The organism is Bacteroides sp. 41_26 (genome assembly GCF_949740115.1).
GTDB lineage: Bacteria > Bacteroidota > Bacteroidia > Bacteroidales > Bacteroidaceae > Bacteroides > Bacteroides nordii.
Genome location: NZ_CATJGZ010000038.1, coordinates 41,583 through 57,166, shown reverse-complemented (window position 1 = coordinate 57,166; position 15,584 = coordinate 41,583). Strand labels below are relative to the sequence as shown.

The window sequence follows — 15,584 nt, the reverse complement described above, 5'->3', positions numbered from 1 at the left end:
TTATTTCTCGGTGATAAATGCCCCGTTTCTCGTAGAGAATCGAAGCGTTTGTCGTAGAGAAACGAGTCGATTCTCTACGAGAAAATAATCTCTCATATAATGTATTAATTATCAATGTATTATAAAACCGTCTACTTGTTTTGAATATTTACTACCTAAACGGTCCATTTGTTCCTTTTTCAGCATTTATGTGTATCTGAAATCACAACACATCTCGGGTCTCTTTGTATATAATCCCTGTCATAGGTCTGTTGCTTGTGAATCAGACTGTAAATCAGCCGCAATAACTTATTGGCAATGTTATTCATCGCTACGAAAAAGTGCTTCTTTTCCACTTTATGCTTTTTTAGGAAGTATAATCTTATTTCTTTATTATGCTCCTTTGCCGAACGTGCACATAAGAAAAGCAGTGTTTTCAATTGTTTGTCACCCATTGGCGATATTTTATGTCCGCATTTCATCTTTCCCGATTCTTTTGGATAAGGAGCGATACCTGCGTAAGCAGCACATTTTTTAGCCGTGTCTAATTTTCTAAAATTCTCTGTCTTTATTATCAGCTCACAACTGGTCACAGGTCCTACACCGACAATGGAGGTAAGAATCTGATAATTCCTGCTGAATTCGGAAGAGTTTTGTATGAGGGCTTCTATCTCATGGTCAAGCCCGGATATTTGGGTATTTAACTCCGCAAGGACAGCTCTCCGTGCATGGACGGCCGCCAGGGAAACAGAAGATTTACAATTATCACCTATGTTTAAAGTGTCCAGGCGCTTACGAGATTCCACCAGCAGAGAGCGTGTACGATACAATTCCTGAAGTTCAGACATCTCTTCCCCAGCATAGAAACAAGGTCTGAGAAGGTCATAAAAACGTTCGGCATATTCACGGATACGACAGGCATCCAGAGGATCGGATTTACCACGCTGAAGCCCCAGACTATGCTTTATCTGATAACCCGGAACAAAACACAGGCATATCCGGTTTAAAGTACACAGACGAAGCAGTAGGTCGCCATAAACGCCTGTATGTTCCGCACAAAGAACGGCAGAGGAAGGCAAGGAGAGAAGAAACTTGCTGATCCCATGAACCGTGTTCTTTACACCGGATAAATGACGGACACTGCCCGATTCACTCAAAAAACTAACCTCAAAGCTTGACATTCCCAAATCAATTCCATAAATTTGTACCATAACATTTTTATTTAGTGAAGGGCTCCGATATTGAACGGCTACTACCATGATAATGGGATCCAACTCCCGAAATACTCTCTGGCTTAGGTTCAATAAATATGTCGTGCTTAATACGAGGAATAATCTAAAAGATTAATAGAGGAAGTAAGCTAACGCGACATATGGAGGCTTTCTTGTTTACGAGACAATATTAAGAAATTTATTCTTATTAACGTTCATAAAGAACTATGTTTTCCATGGCAAAGATAATGGTAGAAGAACAGGTCGTTTCTCTACGAGGAACGAGGCGATCTCCGTAGAGAAACGACCTGTTTCTCTACGGAGAAAAATAAGAGCTAATAATACGCTATATATCAACCTGTTACAAAACCGCTCATTTTATTACAATTTGTCACAATACATTACCTCCACATTCCACTCGTTCTCAGCTCATGTTTTATGAATCTACGGATAACCCGATAGCGCGGATGCAACACATGAAGCGGACGAACAGAATTCTCACTGATCCAGAAAAGAAAGAGGCAAAGCAAGCTTATCATCGTAAGCCATCCATATAGTTCTTTCATTGAAACCATTAACGCCTGTTGCTGTAATGCTCCATAAAGTTCCCCTGCCGGTAACTGATTGGCTAAAGGGTTGACACGGTCTAAGGTAGTCCCCAGTAACATTGCATTTTTTTTCAATACCACATTCAAAGCGTGCCCAAGGATAGCCGTACCCAACACTCCGCCAAACCCCGCACTGACAAAACTCTGTATCGTAATTGCCTGAAAGAAGTTCTGAAAAGGTACGCGAGACAAGGCAGTAAGAAAACATATGGCTATAATAACGTAGCCGAAACTACGCAAAAACAAAGGCATTATCAGAGCCTCTTTAGGCAGATTATAATCAATCGTAAAATATAAAATCATCAAATAACCGGTAATAGCCATAAAGGCAATGACCGTCATCGTCCTATAACACCATTTGTTACGCGAAAAGGTGTAAAAAGTAAATACACTGCCTGCAACAGTTCCCAAAAGAAGCACCCAGTTGAGTGAAATAACATTTAACGAGTCATAACCAAGTACCGCTTCCATATAAATATGCTCAAATAGATGAGAGGGTGCCAGCAATACATCAACAATGATATAAAACAGAAAAGTCATATACACAACTTTATATCGCCAGGTTGCCAGAGCAATGAACGGATGACGTATGAAAGAAGCACGAAACAGATTTAACAGCAAAAGCACAACACCTGCCCCTGTAGCCGCCCGTATATAAACGGATTCATACCAATCATAATACTCACCATACACACATACAAAAATGATACACAGCACAATGCTCCCCCACATAATAGCACCCAGCCAGTCGATGCCATAAAGAGGAAGTTTAGGCATGGAACGAAAATTGCGAAAGATAACCATGGTTATTAACATTATCAACAAAAGTAGTGCGATCACCACCCAATGCATATACTCCCACTTAGCCCAGAATGCTGTATAAACAGTTAACAACCCCGAGAGTTGCATGCATCCTTGTACCAACAGATAGATAAAACAGAAAAAGACAGAAAGATCACGCTTAGGGGTAAGCCAAAGCTGGATGGTAGAGTTACACTCAAACGTTGCCCACATTCTGAATATACCCGCAATAAAACAGACAAAAACAAGCAATGGAACACTATGTGTATGCATACATATCAAATTGCAGATAATGATAACAATGCAACAGGTAAGAAAAGCCGTTTTAGAAGGAAAACGAAATTTCAGCCGGAACATGATGTTGAATGTCAATCCCATCCCCACCAAAGAAGCATATCCTGCCATCATTATATCTTGTTGCATCAAAGCCGTAGAACCGACCATCTCGCTAACAGCTGCCAGATAAACTCCACCGGAAAACTGGAAGATGATAACGAAAACAATAATAATCCACGGTTTCAGCTTCTCCGGAACGAAGTCACGAATAGCCGGAATAGAAAAAGGACCTGTTTCGTGCATAGATTAATAGTTAACAATACATTCTACATTCATACCAGCGCGTAGACGCTTCATATCCTCCGGCCTGTTGTCTTTGGAAAATTCGATACGAACCGGAATCCGTTGTTCTACTTTTACAAAATTACCGGCTGAGTTGTCTTGCGGAATAAGAGAAAAACTGGCTCCAGTAGCCTGTGAAACAGATTTCACCAAACCTTTGAATACAATGCCCGGTATGGCATCTACTTCAATATCGACTTTGTATCCTTCGTTAATATGTGCTGTCTGTGTTTCTTTATAATTTGCTACCACCCATTTGTCCTTTTCATCTACCAGATCTACCAGCGTTTGTCCCGGCTGTACCAATTGTCCTTCCTGTATCTCCTTCCGCCCGGTTGTCCCGTCACAAGGTGCCAGAATCACAGTATATGAAAGATTCAGCCGGGCCAGATTCAAGGCAGCTTCTGCTACTTTAATACCGGCATCGGTCTGCTCCAAACGACGGGTTTGTTCCTGATTAACAAGTGCAGTAGATTGTTTCTGACGGAGCAAAAGTTCATAACGCGCCTTTGAGGCTGCATATTCTGTCTGAATGGCATCATACTGCTGACGGGTTACAGCATCCTGCGCCAGCAAATTCTTATAACGATTGTATTCCCGCCCGGCGTTGTCCAACCGTATTTTAGCTTCCTGAACACTGGCGTCGGATACAGCAATATTATTCTGAGTAGTATGTATAGTCGAAGTCACTACCGTCTTTCCGGATAAAGCATTCTGGTAATCGGCTTCTGCCTGTGCCAGTCTGAAACGGAATTCAGAATCTTCAATCACAACCAATGTATCACCTTTGTGCACGGTCTGGTATTCTGTGAAATAGATTTTCTTAATAAACCCCTGCACCCGGCTATTGACCGGTACAATGTGTTGACGCACTTGGGCATTATCGGTAAATTCTACATTACCCAGATGTACAAAACGGGCACAAACCCATACAAGCCCGATTATTAACAGAACGATAACAACAACATTAAAAGTCAGCTTTTTAGTTTTCTTATTCATAATCACATTTTTTAGAGAGTTCCGGAAATATAAAGAAGTTTGTAATAGTTGAAAACGATATTAATCTGAGCATTCACCAGCTGTAATTCAGCCGCCAGTTTTGCATTACTGGCATCCAGCATATCGGTAATGAGTGCCATATCATTTTTGTATCGGTTACTGACTACCGCATAATTCTGGAGGGCCAGTTCTACGCTCTTTTGCTGAGTATTCAGCTCTACATAAGACTCCAGATACTTGACATGATCAGCCTTTACCGCCAACTCGGTTTGTTCTTTGGCATCTTCGTATTGCTCACGAACGCGCTGAACAGAATATTTACTACGGGATACCGATTTATTCGTTTTATATAGAGAAGCAAAGTTATACTTCACTCCTACCCCCACGTACCAATAATTGAAGTTCTTATTGATAGGTGGTACTTCAATGATGATAGGTCCATCAAAACGATTGCCAGCAAACAAAGCGATTTTGGGAATTCGCTCAGATCTTATTATTTTATCCTGACGTTGGGTTATCTGCATGGCAAGTGACATTTGTTTCAACGTGGGAGAATTAACACAGGCAGTAGCAGTCCAGCTCTCTGTACTCTCCACCGGAAGTACACGCGATAAAATAGTAGTATCCGGACTTACTCTGATAGCAGAGGGTAAGCCCAAAGTCGTAGTCAGGTTATTATTCAAAATTGTTATTGTATTCTGAATTTGTGTATGGGTAAGTTGCAGATTGGACAATAACAATTCATACCGCGTTATATCATTTTTCAGGACAATTCCCTCACTCTCTTTCACATGGAGATCTTTAAGTACCTGCTTGGTCTGTTCTATATTCTTTTCATATACCTGCAACATATTTTGTTGCTTAAACAAGTCCAGATAATATCCCACCAACAAAAAGTGAACGTTATTACGATTGGATTCCAGACTCAAATTAGCATTTTCTTCCTGCAAACGTGCAATAGCTATCCCATTGGAGATGGCACCACCCGTATAAATAGCTTGGGAAGCTTCGATTGCAAAGTTATTACCATAATGTGGCATTGGTGCATTAAAACCGTTAGAGAAATCACGGTCCATCATACGCCCATCACCCAGATAACTAAAAGATAAAGAGGCGTCAATCTCCGGTAGACGGGCATTTTTTGCGACTCGAACCCCTTCACGTGCCTCATTTATTCCGGTGGCATACGGACGCAACGATTTACTATTCTGGTCGGCCAGTGAAAACATTTCATCAATGGATATCACCTGCCTGACCTCTTCCTGGGCATACGTACCCATAGAACATAACGGCGTACATAACGCCATTATGAACAAAGAAAATTTGCTCATACGTGTATTACTTATGAATTTAAAATATGAAAAATAAAAAAAGGGAAATTAAGTAAAGGGATTACTTAATCGGAATTTTCTCTTCCCCACTTGTGGAAAAGTGCAAGCTTGATTAATACATCATTAAGAAAAGATGAATGCGGCGTTTTAAATTGCTGTTTCATTTATTACGTGGAACTTTATATCCCATCCAGGTGCAAAGGTACAAAAAAAGACGAAACTTAAAAAATGACATTAAAAAGAAAATAGCAGTTCAACAATGACAAAACAAAAAAATAGTAACTTTGCAGATAATGTAAGCATTGGCAATAATAAATGAATGTATCTATGAAATTCCTACACATCAGTAGCTTATCACTCTTCTTGCTAAGTACCATAACGATGGGGGCTATGGCCCAGATCAACCAATTGGATCCACCAGTTATGGGTTGGAGTTCATGGAACACCTATCGTATTCATATCAACGAAGCGTTGATCAAGAAACAGGCCGATGCAATGGTCAGCCAAGGCCTGAAAGAAGCCGGCTATCTGTATGTAAATGTAGACGATGGTTTCTTTGGCTGGCGTGATGAAAACGGAAAGTTACAAACACATCCCGAACGTTTCCCCAATGGCTTAAAGTGTGTAGCCGACTATATTCACGCCAAAGGTTTAAAGGCGGGCATTTATTCCGATGCCGGAAGCAATACCTGTGGTTCTATTTGGGACAAAGACCCCAATGGTGTTGGTGTAGGATTGTATGGACACGAAAAACAGGATGCTGACCTGTTCTTCAACGAATGGGGTTTCGATTTTATTAAAATAGACTACTGTGGTGCAGGACAGTCGTTGGCACTGGAAGAACAGAAGCGCTATACCGAAATTCGGCAGGCTATTGATGCGGTTTGCAACCGGAATATTTCATTAAATATCTGTCGCTGGGCATTTCCCGGTACATGGGCCAAAGACCTTGCCCGCTCGTGGCGTATCAGTGCAGATATCAATCCCAAATGGGAATCCATCAAATATATTATCGGCAAAAACCTGTATTTATCTGCGTATGCCGGAGGCGGACATTACAACGATATGGATATGCTGGAAATTGGTCGCGGGCTGAAACCGGAAGAGGAGGAGGTACACTTCGGTATGTGGTGTATCATGAGTTCACCGCTACTTATCGGTTGTGACCTAACAACAATCCCCGAATCTTCTCTGGAATTATTGAAAAACAGAGAACTCATTGCACTCAATCAGGATCCGTTAGGTTTGCAAGCCTATGTAGTGCAGCATCAGAATGGGGGGTATATACTGACGAAAGATATTGAACAAAAGCGGGGCAAGGTACGTGCAGTAGCATTCTATAATCCTTCTGACACAATTTGCTCTTTCTCGATACCGACGGCATTGCTCGAATTGGGCGGAAAAATAAAAGTACGTGATTTAATAAAATGTCAATCAGCCGGTACCATTACCAATAAGTTGATATACGAGCTGCCTCCTCATAGTGTGAAAATACTTCGTCTGGAAGCCGAACAACGCCTGGAACCCACCCGTTATGAGGCGGAATGGGCATATCTGCCATGCTATAACGATCTGGCAACGCATCCAAGGAACATCCTATATGCACCATTCAAAGAAGCATCAGGAGGTATGATTGTACGTTATCTGGGCGGACAGGCAGAGAATTATGCCGAATGGAACGAAGTATACAGTGAAAAAGGTGGCCGGTATAAATTACATATTTCTTATGTCCCGGGTACAGACCGCAAACTGGAAGTCGAAGTAAATGGCAAAAAAACGATGCTAAAGGATCTACAAACCGATGAGTCAAAAGGTATGGCAATCATCACATTACCTGTAGAATTAAAAGCCGGAAATAATGTAATACGTATGTGCAGTCCCTACTGCTGGGCACCGGATATAGATTGTTTCACGCTAGAGAAAGACATCTAAACAGGATTAAACCGTAAAATAGCATCAAGGATTATTCCATAATTTAAAGGAAAAAATCCTTGTGCTTCTTTTAAACTACCCTGAACCACTCACATACCAATTCGGTTTCTCCCGTAAACTTTTCACCAAGCTTCTCAGATTGTGTAGAATAATATTCGGTGTGAATAGTCAACCAATTGCACAAACTACTGTCCTCCTCTTCAATAGCAAATGCTTCCGTTATATTTTGAAATTGTACTATTTCCATTCTCTCTATCCTCACAACACATTCTTCATTCCCAGATGAATCTAATATGGAAACATAGTCACCCACTTTGCTCATTTCCTTTAAATTCATACGGTAATAAGCATATAAAGACGAGGTAGCAATTTTTTCTCCTGACAATACCTTTCCTGCTAATTCATCTGTATTACCACCAAATTGTATCTTATGTTTTATTTCCACTTCTAAAAGCACTAAATATTACGAAGGGGTAGAAAAGAAAAGCAGAGAAAGTTTTTCAACTTTCTCCGCTTCAGTACCCAGACCCGGGGTCGAACCGGGATGGAAGTGAATCCACTGGTGTTTGAGACCAGCGCGTCTACCGATTCCGCCATCTGGGCATTTGGTTTCAATTGCGGTGCAAAGATACGTCTTTTTTCTAAACCTACAAGCTTTTTGATAAAAAAAGGAGGAAAAAATTATAAAACATCCCTTAAACACTTCTCTGTTCAAAGAATAAACCGTAAATTAGCAGAAACTTTTAAAAACAGTCAATATCATGACAGGTAAAGATAATTATTGTGTAATTATGGGAGGTGGCATTGGCAGCCGCTTCTGGCCATTTAGTCGCAAAACTCTGCCTAAACAATTTCTGGATTTCTTTGGTACCGGACGCTCTTTGTTACAACAAACTTTTGACCGCTTTAACAAAGTAATCCCCACGGAAAATATACTCATCGTAACCAATGCAATGTATGCGGACCTGGTGAAAGAACAGCTTCCTGAATTGAATCCGGATCAAATTTTACTTGAACCGGCAAGAAGAAATACCGCTCCCTGTATCGCGTGGGCTTCCTATCATATTCGTGCATTAAACCCAAATGCTAACATAGTAGTAGCTCCTTCAGACCATTTGATACTAAAAGAAGGTGAGTTTCTGGAAGCAATTGAAAAAGGACTCGACTTTGTAGCACATTCAGACAAACTACTCACATTAGGCATTAAACCGAACCGACCGGAAACAGGTTACGGATATATTCAGATAGCCGAACAGGATGGAGAGAATTTCTACAAAGTAAAAACTTTTACAGAAAAACCAGAACTCGAACTGGCTAAAGTTTTTGTAGAAAGTGGTGAGTTTTATTGGAACTCCGGATTATTCATGTGGAACGTTAATACCATTATCAAAGCCAGCGAAATATTATTACCCGAATTAGCATCAAAGCTGGGAGCAGGAAAAGATTTCTACGGAACTCCCGAAGAAACTTCTTTTATTGAAGAGAACTTCCCTGCTTGTCCCAATGTATCTATTGACTTTGGGGTAATGGAAAAAGCAGATAATGTTTATGTGTCACTTGGGGACTTTGGTTGGTCGGATTTAGGAACATGGGGATCATTGTATGACCTCTCTCCGAAAGACGAGAACAACAATGTCACTTTGAAAAGCGAATCATTAATATATAACAGCAAAAACAATATAGTTGTCTTGCCTGAAGGAAAACTGGCAGTCATTGAAGGACTTGAAGGTTTCCTGGTTGCTGAATCAGAAAACGTATTGCTCATCTGCAAAAAAGACGAAGAACATGCTATACGAAAATATGTCAATGACGCCCAGATAAAAATGGGAGATAACTATATCTAAATAAAGGAAGGGGCTAAAAAGCCCCTTTTTTTTATCAAGTATATACTCTATCTCAGTTTTGGCAAAAGATATATAGATATTAACAACTATTCCTTTATCTTTGTCGAAAAATCTCTTACCATTCCGGATATGTCCGGTTTATAGAATAACACCAACTGAGAAATGGACAAAACTCTTCAAAACTCTCACAGACTCAATGTAGTAGATGCACTACGTGGTTTTGCCTTATTGGCTATTGTATTATTGCACAACTTAGAGCATTACAATATTTATTTTATTCCCGAAGTTCAACCCGACTGGCTACAAACGCTGGACAAAGGGATATGGAATACTCTGTTCTTCATATTTGCAGGAAAAGCCTATGCAACATTCTCACTCCTTTTTGGATTTAGTTTCTACATTCAATACCACAATGCCGAAAAGCGGGGAATAGATTTCCGTGGACGTTTTGCCTGGCGCATGATCTTGCTATTCTTGTTTTCACAATTGCATGCACTATTTTATAATGGCGACATCTTATTGCTTTACTCCATCGTTGGACTCACATTGATTCCCGTTTGCAGACTAAAAGATAAAACGGTCTTCTGGATTGCACTGATTCTGCTACTCCAACCTTTTGAATGGGGACGAATGATCTATGCACTATTAACCCCCGATTACATAATAAGCGCAGATAAGTTCATGCCTTATGCCCTACTTGCCAAAGAGGCTACCAGTCACGGAACTTTTCTTGAGGTTTTAAACAATAATATATGGAACGGACAATTATACAGTAATATCTGGCAGGTAGAAAATGGACGTCTATTCCAAACAGCCGCTTTATTTATGTTCGGGATGTTACTGGGACGCAGGAAATACTTTATCAAAAGTACATCTACAATCCGTACCTGGAAGCATATACTCAAACTATCTATCATCACTTTTATTCCACTACATATCCTTCGTGTTTTTGCTCCGGCATACATCCATAATCAGTCTGTACTAACGCCCTTCAACATAGCCATTCCATCGCTGGCAAACTTTACTTTCATGCTTATTTTAATCTCTGCATTTACATTGTTATGGTTTAAGAAAGGCGACGGATATAAATGGCAGCAGATAGTTATTCCCTATGGACGAATGAGCCTGACTAACTATATCTCACAGTCCATCATAGGCGTTTGTATTTATTATGGTTTTGGATTAGGACTTTATGCATCTACCGGAGCAACCGCAACGCTATTCATCGGATTATTCATATTTACGATCCAGCTGATGTTCAGTCGCTACTGGCTGGAACACCATAAACAAGGACCACTTGAGTTTTTATGGCGCAAAGGTACATGGATAAAGATATAAAAACAACAAAGCGCACTATCCACCCGGACAATGCGCTTTTCCATTATTTAGAAGAAGAAGGTATTTATTTCACCCATGCCTGATGAATGCTTCCGGCTATTTCCTTAAACTCTTCATCAGATAATTTTAGTTTCGGATTGGAGATTATCATATCCGATTCCTTATTGATAGGAATAAGATGAATATGAGCATGAGGAACCTCCAAACCCATAACAGCTACCCCCACACGTTTACAAGGAACAGCTTTCTCTATAGCACGAGCTACCGATTTGGCAAAGACATGCATGGCTGCCAGGTCATCATCACTCAAATCGAAAATATAATCAATCTCTTGCTTGGGGATAACCAACGTATGCCCTTTCACCAGCGGATTGATATCAAGGAAAGCAAAAAAACGTTCATCTTCTGCCACCTTATAACAGGGAATTTCACCTGCGATAATTCTACTGAATATTGTTGCCATAACCTAATATATAAAATAAGGCAAGCCCTTATAACGGACCTGCCTTAGTGTTAAAATGAAATGTTTACTACCTCCAGACTGATTTTACCTTGTGGCACCTGAATCTCAGCAACATCCCCCACTTTCTTGCCAAGTAATCCCTGAGCAATTGGGGTACTTACGGAAATCTTTCCTTCTTTCAGGTTAGCTTCACTTTCGGATACAATGGTATAAGTCATCTTCATACCATTCTTTGTATTCTTCAGTTCTACTTTATTCAAAATCTGTACTGAATCTGTTTTCAGTTTTGACTCATCAATAATCTTCGCGTCTGCAATAATTGCCTTCAGCTTATTGATTTTCATCTCAAGCATACCTTGCGCCTCTTTTGCAGCATCATACTCTGCATTTTCTGACAAGTCACCTTTATCACGTGCTTCGGCTATTGCCGCAGAAATCTTAGGGCGCTCTACTGTTTCCAGCTCTTTTAGTTCTGCCATTAATTTCTTGTAACCTTCTTCTGACATATAAGCCATGATGTTTTTCCTCCTTTAATTTAAACGGTCATATAAAACAAAAAAGAATTCCAACATGAGCCATGCTGGAACCCTCTTTTCATTATTTCTTTTGCAAAGATAGGCTTTTAAATGATACGCGTCAAGCAAAAACCAATGCTATGTAACATATTTAAATGAAAACTTCTAATTTATAACAACTTAAAGCAATGATTTGATCGCACTATCCAGGTCTTTTACATCTTCACCACGTGCACTCAGTTCATTATTCCGGTTCACAAGAAAGAGAGCAGGCACCTGACGAACATTGTATAACGCAGCAACACTGGAATATATTCCATTACCGTCACGCACACAAACCCAAGGCAGATTGTCGGCTGATGTTTTCCAGAAATGCTCATCTGCATCCAAAGACACCTGATAAATTTCAAATCCCTGATTTGCATATTTATTATAAAGCTCACGCAACATCAGATTGTGGGGAGCACCTGCCTGAGTCTGATAAACAGAAAAATCCAGCAAGACAACCTTCCCCTTTAGTTCGCTGAGTTTACGAACATTTCCTTTTATATCCCGCAAACTAATATCAATTACGCCGGTTTCGGCTATCTTATCCTCAGGTATTTCAATCGTTTTCTGCTTAGGAGCACGCGTATTCTTCATGCCCTTTATAACAATGTTATACAGATTCTTGGAACGGATAGCATGAGGATAGGAATTATTCAAACTGGTAGCCACCGCCGCAAAACACTTAATATCGTCTTTACTATTCAATGGATCGAAAATAAGATAGTCATTCAACTTCTGAAACAATGCAAAATAAGCAGCAGCTGTATTGGGAGCAGCAAAAATATAGTTTACTTTCACGTCGTCCTTATAATTCTTGAGCAACACAGACAAACTATCTTCAAAAACATCATGCCCCAATTTATTGGAACGGGCAGCTGCCAGTAACACATTCACTTGATTCTGCAAATGAGCCTGCTTCAAACTTAACTCTTTAATTTTCTGACTGTTTTCAGAGCCTTCTACCGTATAGGAAGCAGCAAAATCAACATAAGGCGCCTTTATCTCAATGGTCTCTGTTGAATCAACTGAAAAATTAATAACTTTGTCGTCTACACGCAACCGGTAAAACTCAGGAGATTCCGGACGAGCTTGCCGAAAACTGAACGAACCATTCCCCTTCAACTTCACTGAATCCAAAGGTATAATACCCTCAAGAGCTGATGATTCCAGATAAAGCATTTTACCATTGGCATCCGAAACCACCCCATTCACTTTAAACTGGGGGCCGGAATTACAAGAGCTCAAAGCTAAGGCAGCAAGTGCTACAAAAGTTATTTTTTTCATATCTATGCATGTTATTTTTCGAACTGCAAATATAGTTCTTTTCGAGACTCGTCAAAGCATTTTGTTCTGTTCTTCACCCTTTTTTTGAAAAAAAACCAAATAAGCAATAACTTTTTATCTCATTCCCACGATATTAGAACGATAAATATATATCTTTGCAGGAATTTTGAAAGAAAATATAGATAAAACAATTTTTATGATCAACCCAATTGTTAAGACGATCGAGCTGGGAGATGGCAGAACCATCACGCTCGAAACGGGAAAGCTGGCAAAACAGGCAGACGGTTCTGTAATGCTTCGCATGGGTAACACCATGTTACTTGCTACTGTTTGTGCCGCTAAAGATGCAGTTCCCGGAACAGATTTTATGCCGCTTCAGGTAGAGTACAAAGAAAAATTTGCAGCATTTGGCCGCTTTCCTGGTGGTTTTACAAAAAGAGAAGGAAGAGCTTCCGATTATGAGATTCTTACTTGCCGCTTAGTAGACCGTGCTCTCCGCCCCCTATTCCCCGATAATTATCACGCAGAAGTTTATGTAAATATTATCCTGTTCTCAGCAGATGGTGTTGACATGCCCGATGCATTGGCAGGACTTGCCGCTTCAGCAGCACTTGCTGTATCAGATATTCCATTCAACGGACCGATTTCAGAAGTACGTGTAGCACGTATTGATGGTAAGTTCGTTATCAATCCTACTTTCGACCAGCTTGAACAAGCAGATATGGACCTCATGGTTGCCGCTACTTATGAAAACATCATGATGGTAGAAGGCGAAATGCACGAAGTATCAGAAGCTGAACTGCTGGAAGCAATGAAAGTAGCTCACGAAGCTATTAAGATTCATTGTAAAGCACAGATGGAACTAACTCAAGAAGTTGGTAAAACTGTAAAACGTGAATACTCACACGAAGAAAACGATGAAGAACTTCGTAAAGCTGTTCGCGAGGCTTGCTATGACAAATCATATGCTATTGCAGCTTCCGGAAACAGAAACAAGCACGAACGTCAGGAAGCTTTCGATGCTATCCGTGACGAATTCAAAGCTCAGTTTACTGAAGAAGAACTGGCTGAGAAAAGCGCATTGATCGACCGTTACTACCATGATGTAGAAAAAGAAGCTATGCGTCGTTGCATTCTGGACGAAGGTAAACGTCTGGACGGACGTAAGACAAACGAGATTCGCCCTATCTGGAGCGAAGTCAATCCATTGCCGGGACCTCACGGATCAGCTATCTTTACTCGTGGAGAAACTCAGTCACTGACATCTGTTACACTTGGAACCAAACTCGATGAAAAAACTATAGACGATGTACTGGTTCACGGAAAAGAGCGTTTCTTATTGCATTATAATTTCCCTCCTTTCTCTACAGGAGAAGCAAAAGCACAGCGTGGTGTAGGACGTCGTGAAATTGGTCACGGACACTTGGCATGGCGTGCATTAAAAGGTATGATCCCTACAGATTATCCTTACGTAGTTCGTGTCGTTTCTGATATCCTCGAATCCAACGGTTCTTCTTCCATGGCTACTGTTTGTGCCGGAACATTGGCACTGATGGACGCTGGTGTAAAGATCAAAAAACCGGTATCTGGTATCGCTATGGGATTAATCAAGAATGCAGGTGAAGACAAATATGCAGTACTTTCGGATATCCTTGGTGATGAAGACCACTTGGGAGATATGGACTTCAAAGTAACCGGAACTGAAAACGGTATCACTGCTACGCAGATGGATATTAAAGTAGACGGTTTGTCATTTGATATCCTTGAACGTGCATTGAATCAGGCAAAAGAAGGACGTATGCATATCCTCGGCAAAATGCTTGAGACTATTGACGAACCTCGCACTGAGCTGAAAGACCATGCTCCACGTATTGAAACAATGACTATTCCAAAAGAATTCATCGGAGCTATCATTGGCCCGGGCGGAAAGATCATTCAGGGTATGCAGGAAGATACAGGTGCTACTATCACCATCGAAGAAACAGACGGAGTAGGCCGTATCGAAATAGCCGGAACAAACAAGAAAAGCATTGACGACGCTATGCGTATCATCAAAGGCATCGTTGCTGTACCCGAAGTTGGTGAAGTATACAAAGGTAAAGTTCGTTCTATTATGCCTTATGGTGCATTCGTTGAATTCCTACCGGGTAAAGACGGATTGCTCCACATCTCTGAAATCGACTGGAAACGTCTGGAAACAGTAGAAGAAGCCGGAATCAAAGAAGGTGACGAGATTGAAGTGAAACTAATGGATGTTGATCCTAAAACTGGCAAATTTAAGCTGTCCAGAAAAGTATTACTTCCAAAACCGGAAAAGAAATAACAAAGCATTGCTTTTTATAAGATAAAAAATGGCTGAACTACAATAAGTTCAGCCATTTTTTTATTAATAAGTTTGTTTTTCTCTAAAAACACTTCCCAAAGAATAATAACCGAAAATTCCGGCATTTCCATTAATAAATCATTCAGAAAAACTACTGGCTTACTTATCAAATCAACAATCAGAGCGTACATGAAATATTATAGAAAGTCCGATTCTCTCTGAAAAAGAGAATCGGAAAGTACCCCCATACTTTCCGATTCGAAACAGTCAAAAATCGACCTTAATCAATT

The 15,584-nt window shown here is 40.4% G+C and carries 12 protein-coding genes and 1 tRNA gene; 4 read left to right on the top strand and 9 right to left on the bottom strand.

The window, feature by feature from the left end; translation table 11 throughout:
• Nucleotides 1-179: 179 nt before the first annotated feature.
• The 4 genes from QX565_RS01195 to QX565_RS01180 form a co-directional block, all read right to left on the bottom strand.
• Entirely contained in the window at nt 180-1,190 is a 1,011-nt protein-coding gene (locus tag QX565_RS01195) for an IS110 family RNA-guided transposase (protein WP_289290783.1), read from the bottom strand.
• 401 nt (nt 1,191-1,591) lie between these two features.
• The gene (locus tag QX565_RS01190; protein WP_289290782.1) at nt 1,592-3,178 is read right to left on the bottom strand and encodes an efflux MFS transporter permease; all 1,587 of its coding nucleotides are present in this window, start codon (nt 3,176-3,178) and stop codon (nt 1,592-1,594) included.
• 3 nt (nt 3,179-3,181) lie between these two features.
• Nucleotides 3,182-4,216: an HlyD family secretion protein gene (locus QX565_RS01185; protein WP_221649194.1), complete on the bottom strand. Its 1,035-nt coding sequence runs from the start codon at nt 4,214-4,216 to the stop codon at nt 3,182-3,184.
• 11 nt (nt 4,217-4,227) lie between these two features.
• Nucleotides 4,228-5,547, bottom strand: coding sequence for a TolC family protein (locus tag QX565_RS01180; RefSeq protein ID WP_221649193.1), 1,320 nt, complete (start codon nt 5,545-5,547; stop codon nt 4,228-4,230).
• A gap of 381 nt (nt 5,548-5,928) precedes the next feature.
• Between QX565_RS01180 and QX565_RS01175 the strand changes: the two genes are divergently transcribed.
• Complete coding sequence (locus tag QX565_RS01175) at nt 5,929-7,479, top strand: alpha-galactosidase (protein WP_255585459.1); 1,551 nt, start codon at nt 5,929-5,931, stop codon at nt 7,477-7,479.
• A gap of 70 nt (nt 7,480-7,549) precedes the next feature.
• On the opposite strand, the gene QX565_RS01170 is transcribed toward QX565_RS01175, so the two are convergent.
• On the bottom strand, nt 7,550-7,924 hold the full coding sequence (locus QX565_RS01170; protein ID WP_289290779.1) for an ASCH domain-containing protein: 375 nt from the start codon (nt 7,922-7,924) through the stop codon (nt 7,550-7,552).
• Nucleotides 7,925-7,998: 74 nt separating this feature from the next.
• Nucleotides 7,999-8,082: transfer RNA gene (locus QX565_RS01165), tRNA-Leu, on the bottom strand.
• Between the two features lie 158 nt (nt 8,083-8,240).
• Between QX565_RS01165 and QX565_RS01160 the strand changes: the two genes are divergently transcribed.
• Complete coding sequence (locus QX565_RS01160) at nt 8,241-9,323, top strand: mannose-1-phosphate guanylyltransferase (protein ID WP_289290778.1); 1,083 nt, start codon at nt 8,241-8,243, stop codon at nt 9,321-9,323.
• Nucleotides 9,324-9,485: 162 nt separating this feature from the next.
• Nucleotides 9,486-10,661, top strand: a complete 1,176-nt coding sequence (locus QX565_RS01155) for a DUF418 domain-containing protein (protein WP_289290777.1) — start codon at nt 9,486-9,488, stop codon at nt 10,659-10,661.
• Between the two features lie 64 nt (nt 10,662-10,725).
• Here QX565_RS01155 and QX565_RS01150 read toward each other — a convergent pair whose 3' ends face one another.
• The 3 genes from QX565_RS01150 to QX565_RS01140 form a co-directional block, all read right to left on the bottom strand.
• Nucleotides 10,726-11,124: an HIT family protein gene (locus tag QX565_RS01150; protein ID WP_221649189.1), complete on the bottom strand. Its 399-nt coding sequence runs from the start codon at nt 11,122-11,124 to the stop codon at nt 10,726-10,728.
• Nucleotides 11,125-11,174: 50 nt separating this feature from the next.
• Nucleotides 11,175-11,639, bottom strand: coding sequence for a transcription elongation factor GreA (gene greA, locus QX565_RS01145; RefSeq protein WP_007487469.1), 465 nt, complete (start codon nt 11,637-11,639; stop codon nt 11,175-11,177).
• 180 nt (nt 11,640-11,819) lie between these two features.
• On the bottom strand, nt 11,820-12,971 hold the full coding sequence (locus QX565_RS01140) for a thioredoxin-like domain-containing protein (protein WP_221649188.1): 1,152 nt from the start codon (nt 12,969-12,971) through the stop codon (nt 11,820-11,822).
• Nucleotides 12,972-13,167: 196 nt separating this feature from the next.
• On the opposite strand from QX565_RS01140, the gene pnp reads away from it, so the two are divergent.
• Nucleotides 13,168-15,294 carry a polyribonucleotide nucleotidyltransferase gene (gene pnp / locus QX565_RS01135; protein ID WP_195350132.1) on the top strand — a complete coding sequence of 709 codons (2,127 nt, stop codon included), beginning with the start codon at nt 13,168-13,170 and terminating at the stop codon, nt 15,292-15,294.
• The last annotated feature ends 290 nt before the right edge of the window (nt 15,295-15,584 follow it).